This is a genomic window from Psychrobacter sp. Arc9, from assembly GCF_041431295.1.
GTDB lineage: Bacteria > Pseudomonadota > Gammaproteobacteria > Pseudomonadales > Moraxellaceae > Psychrobacter.
On record NZ_JASMRK010000046.1, the window covers coordinates 1 to 4657 of the forward strand.

Consider the following 4657-nt stretch of genomic DNA (forward strand, 5'->3'; position numbering starts at 1 on the left):
GTGGTTTGATCATTATCGTCAGGCCGCTTGATTAAAATCTCCCAAGTTTAGGTCTACGGATTTGACAGCATAGGTCACAGAACCAAGATGATTGTTTTCTGATATAAGGTATATCCGCTGGTACATCAAGTTGATAAGGCCGTCCACAGTACTCACAGTGCACATCATCTAAGTAAGCTTGGCACTCCGCTAATACACCAAACAAAATATGATAATCAACACTATACTGTCTACAGAGCGTTTCTATATGCTCTACATACCGTCCATTATGCCCGTATGCCCAATAGTCTTCACATAGTTGTATGTCGGACTGATCTGCATTGGCGCTAAAAATAAGTTTTAAGCTCATGGTTATCTCCAAACCAAATAGTTAACGTTGATCACAACGAATAAGGAATATCGTAGTGATTCATAATGTCCAAAAATTTGGTCTCAAGATTCGTTAATGCATAATGATTTAGCGCTAACCCCTCATTGAGCTCACGTTGAACCCATATCCTAACCGCTTCATCATTGTAGAAAAGGGGGTTAACGCCTAGCATTCTTGCTAACTGCGAGCCCTGTTGTATTTGCAGGTTTACCATAAGCTTGGTAGATAGCGATATCGCTTCGGCGCTTAACCAGATTGAAGCATGCGGTGACTTAATAAATGTGTTCATGTATAACCTCCTGTAGATTAATATTTCTTTCTGTTATTCGTAATGACTTCCTACAGATTGAATTATACATACATTTTGAGCTGATGCAAATCAAAATGACCTTCTATAGAGCTTTTTATTACTTAATAGAACATTTAACTCATTTGAGAAACTATATTGCTGCGTATTATTTGGTGTAATAACTGATAAGCGCAGCACTATCTTGAATTTTAAAAGGAGGAAAGTTTATTCTTCTTCCTTAACTAGCTCATAAAGGTCGCCCACTTCAATATCTAAATATAAGCATAGCTTTTCTACTACCTCTAGATCCACTCTGGTCGCTTCTTCGTTATACATACGTGTGATTGTGCCTCTGTTGACATCTGTATCTCTAGACACATCGGCAATCTTAAGTCTTTTTTCGCCCATAATTCTAGATAAATTACATTTCACCATAACCTCCCCCATAATAAAATAACCTACTGTAGATAAAAATGTCTTGCAAAAGATGATTTTTAGTGTAAATTATGTTCTATAGCAGGTCATAAAGCTATTAGATAATAACACTTTAATCTTTAGTAAGGATTTTACTATGAGTTATACCTATTTAACAACCGAAGAGCTGTCACAACGTATTAAATATGACAGCAAGACAATACGCAATCAACTTAAGGATGCGGTATTCATTGAGGGCGTTCATTACATCAAACCATTTGGAGGTAGAAAAATTCTTTTCATATGGCAAAAGATTGAAGAGTTAATGCTGACAGGCTACGACGATAACATTCCATTTGCAGCGGGAGCGTAATCATGGCGAGTATCAATAGCCGTAATGGCAACCTATATGTAGATTTTCGATACATAGGCCAACGTTGTAGAGAGCAAACCTTACTGGCAGACACTAAGCCTAATCGAAAGCGTCTAGAAAATTTCGTTAGTAAAATGCAAGCAGAGATTCAATTAGGTAGTTTTCGATATGAAAACTATTTTCCACAGAGTAAAAAGCTTGAGCAGTTTCAAAGCTTAGAGCTCATGAGATCAACGAATAGCCATAAGGACTCAAGCTCAGGATTTGATTGCTTTAGCAGAGTTTGGTTAGAGGAAAAAAAACCGGAATGGCGGTGCTCTCAGATAACTAATGTAGAAAACATACTTAAGATTTATCTACTTCCCCATTTTGGCAATGTGCCACTAAATACCATAAACAAAGCTAAAATAATGGCTTTTCGGGGTAATCTAGTCAAGGAAGGAAATAGTGGACGACTTTTATCAGCATCTCGAATCAACCACATTATGACGCCATTACGTATGGTGATTACCGAAGCATCTGAGCGTTTTGATTTTGAGAACCCTTGGAAGAATATAAAGCCACTAAGTGTACCTAAAAGTAATGTTAGTCCTTTTACCTTAGAGGAAGTCATGCTCATCATTGACAACGTCAGAGTAGACTATAAGCCATATTTCACAGTACGGTTTTTTACAGGCATGCGTACAGGTGAAATTGACGGTTTACCGTGGAAAAATATTGACTTTGAACGTAGACAAATCGTTATTGATCAAGCAATTGTTGGAGGTGTTATAGGTGACACTAAAACTTCCGGCTCTAATCGTATTATCCACATGAATCAACTGGTTTACGATGCATTGATTGAGCAGCAGAGCTTCACTAAACATCGAAGTGAGTTTGTGTTTAGTACAAAAGCAGGTACTCCTTTGAGTCATCGCAATGTGACAAAGAGAGTTTGGTATCCGTTATTGCGATATCTGGAGCTTGATATACGTAATCCCTATCAAAGTAGACATACGGCTGCCACTCTTTGGCTTGCTGCAGGCGAGTCTCCTGAATGGATTGCTGCGCAAATGGGTCATAGCAGCACTACAATGTTATTCACAGTGTATTCACGTTATGTGCCCAATCTAACTCGTCAGGATGGGAGTGCTTTAGATAAGCTACTGATAGAGCGAGGTATAATACAAAATCCATGAAAATACCTATGTTTAACAAAAAGACATCCAAATAGATGTCTTTTTTCGATTTTAATGCTGGATGCTTTACATTAATGAAGCTACAGTTATTTGAATGACTTGTAACGGTAGCAGCATAATGGCTAATAAAGATAGTAACTCTACAAATATTAAGGATTGGTTGAAGCTAAATCTCCTTGATTTCGCTAATGGCAATGATCTTGAAATATTACTTATCGAGCTAAAATTTTTAAAAGATACCTTACCTGAGCAATTTAGATCAGAATTGAAAGATGAGTATCGAACATTGTCTGAATGGATAAAAACATTAGATGTGAATAGTAATTTGACGAAGACGCATGAATTACAGATATACGAAAATGGAATTGCTCATAAAGTATTTTTAGAAAATATTAGAAAGCCTCATCTGCATTTAAAAGATCTCTATCTAATTACCTTTTTAATCCATCGAGCAGACTCGTCTAAAATAAATACTATCCGTGCTGTCTACTTTTTTCTATGTTTAAGGATGGTTGAGTTAACTGACTATGATAGTCGAATTGAAACTACGCTCGATGAATGCAGATTTTTAACGAACAAAACTCGTGAATTTTTAGTTCCGTTTTTACCTGATGTAACAGAATTGAAAAGCCTAAAGGATATTGAGGAGTTTCTTATTAATGCTCAACAAAACGATAGCTACACTAGATGGCTTGATGAGCGGCCCCTAACTTTTGATTTTGAAATACAGAAGTACAAGAATAGATTATTAAGTAAAGAGACATCTCTATCATCTGTTGAAGCTCAATTTGAAATCAATGAACGTATAGCTAAATACCTTTACGAATATATCTTACCAATCGAAAACTATTTCAAAAATGACTCCGGCATTACTCGCGTGACGACTGAGACTCATAAGATTATAAGTATCTTACAGGATAAAGATGATATCACTGGCAATACTGTTAGCGATCTCACCTACATATCAGAAAATGCTAGCGAAGCAAATGGATTTGAAGACCAAGAACGCCAAGACGATGAAGAGCAATCGTTTGAGCAGGTTAATTTCGAGCAACCTACAAACTACTATCTAGATAAAATCAGAGCTGAACAACAAGTTAACTGTAGACATCAACGGACTTTAAGTCAGGTAACTGATGTAAATGTTGCACATGCTGATGAAGTACAGATTTTAGTCACATATTTACTCAATAGTCTGATGAGTTTAGATATCAGAAGTATAAATGCTGACAACAATGATGAACAAGGTACTTTAAACATTGAATATGATCTAGACCATCAAACTTCTTTATATCTACTAATAATTTTATTGACAGGTAGATCTGAACTACTTATCTCAGAAGATTTGAGGGAGAGTTATTTATGCTATCGGTATCCACTAGAGTTTGCACCTACTCGTAGTAAAGTTCAAGAAAACTGGGATTCTAAACTATGCGCAGATAATACATCTACTCTCAATCTTTTCTACCCTATTGCAGTTGGCAATATATATTCTCATCTTTTACGTAACATAAGCACAAAGGTTTTGGAGGAGGTCAAACAAAAGGCCAGTGAGGCTCTAAAGGCTATAAATAAGAAGAGCAAAACTAGATTAACTTTTAATAAAGTTAAGAACTATTTAGAACACTACCTCATACAGAGTGGTCGAGATCAAGCTTTAGTTAATGTTCTAATTAGCAAACCAATACACCATTCTTCAGCACTTCCTTACTTTAATGTTAGCCAGCTAGATTTATTCTTATGCCAATATGATTTTAATGATCATTTGTATGATATAGCATTTAATACAGTCAGCGATGAATCCAAATGTAATGAAGAATATCAATTTTTTGAATTACCTGACGAAAGAGTTACAGGATATTGGGATAAACAAATAGGTAGTGTTTTAGCCATAAGAGAAAGCCGCTTAACATCTATAGTTAGCGATTTAATCACTCAGATCAATTCTGCCCTTTGGAGCCCATCCCATATTCTGTGTAACTGCCCTTTAGATTAAATGCCTGCTTATACGGTCATCAAACATAATCATAAAG

Annotated in this window: 6 protein-coding genes; 3 read left to right on the forward strand and 3 right to left on the reverse strand. The window is 36.1% G+C overall.

Annotated elements, in window-relative coordinates; all coding sequences use genetic code 11:
* Window positions 1-31 precede the first annotated feature (31 nt).
* The 3 genes from QO187_RS13620 to QO187_RS13630 form a co-directional block, all read right to left on the reverse strand.
* On the reverse strand, window positions 32-349 hold the full coding sequence (locus tag QO187_RS13620; protein ID WP_371548635.1) for a hypothetical protein: 318 nt from the start codon (window positions 347-349) through the stop codon (window positions 32-34).
* 31 nt (window positions 350-380) lie between these two features.
* Window positions 381-659 (reverse strand): hypothetical protein, encoded by a 279-nt coding sequence (locus QO187_RS13625; protein ID WP_057758591.1) that lies wholly within the window; start codon window positions 657-659, stop codon window positions 381-383.
* Between the two features lie 225 nt (window positions 660-884).
* Window positions 885-1106, reverse strand: coding sequence for a helix-turn-helix transcriptional regulator (locus QO187_RS13630; RefSeq protein ID WP_322868751.1), 222 nt, complete (start codon window positions 1104-1106; stop codon window positions 885-887).
* 124 nt (window positions 1107-1230) lie between these two features.
* On the opposite strand from QO187_RS13630, the gene QO187_RS13635 reads away from it, so the two are divergent.
* From QO187_RS13635 to QO187_RS13645, 3 genes are all read left to right on the forward strand, one after another.
* Window positions 1231-1446, forward strand: a complete 216-nt coding sequence (locus QO187_RS13635; protein ID WP_021813684.1) for a hypothetical protein — start codon at window positions 1231-1233, stop codon at window positions 1444-1446.
* A 2-nt stretch (window positions 1447-1448) separates the two neighbouring features.
* Window positions 1449-2624, forward strand: coding sequence for a site-specific integrase (locus QO187_RS13640; RefSeq protein WP_057758589.1), 1176 nt, complete (start codon window positions 1449-1451; stop codon window positions 2622-2624).
* Window positions 2625-2742: 118 nt separating this feature from the next.
* Complete coding sequence (locus QO187_RS13645) at window positions 2743-4620, forward strand: hypothetical protein (RefSeq protein ID WP_371548637.1); 1878 nt, start codon at window positions 2743-2745, stop codon at window positions 4618-4620.
* Window positions 4621-4657 lie beyond the last annotated feature (37 nt).

Bases quoted from the DNA above. Each gene is read 5' to 3' on its own strand.
- QO187_RS13620 (WP_371548635.1), bottom strand. From the start codon at position 349: ATGAGCTTAAAACTTATTTTTAGCGCCAATGCAGATCAGTCCGACATA.
- QO187_RS13625 (WP_057758591.1), bottom strand. From the start codon at position 659: ATGAACACATTTATTAAGTCACCGCATGCTTCAATCTGGTTAAGCGCC.
- QO187_RS13630 (WP_322868751.1), bottom strand. From the start codon at position 1,106: ATGGGGGAGGTTATGGTGAAATGTAATTTATCTAGAATTATGGGCGAA.
- QO187_RS13635 (WP_021813684.1), top strand. From the start codon at position 1,231: ATGAGTTATACCTATTTAACAACCGAAGAGCTGTCACAACGTATTAAA.
- QO187_RS13640 (WP_057758589.1), top strand. From the start codon at position 1,449: ATGGCGAGTATCAATAGCCGTAATGGCAACCTATATGTAGATTTTCGA.
- QO187_RS13645 (WP_371548637.1), top strand. From the start codon at position 2,743: ATGGCTAATAAAGATAGTAACTCTACAAATATTAAGGATTGGTTGAAG.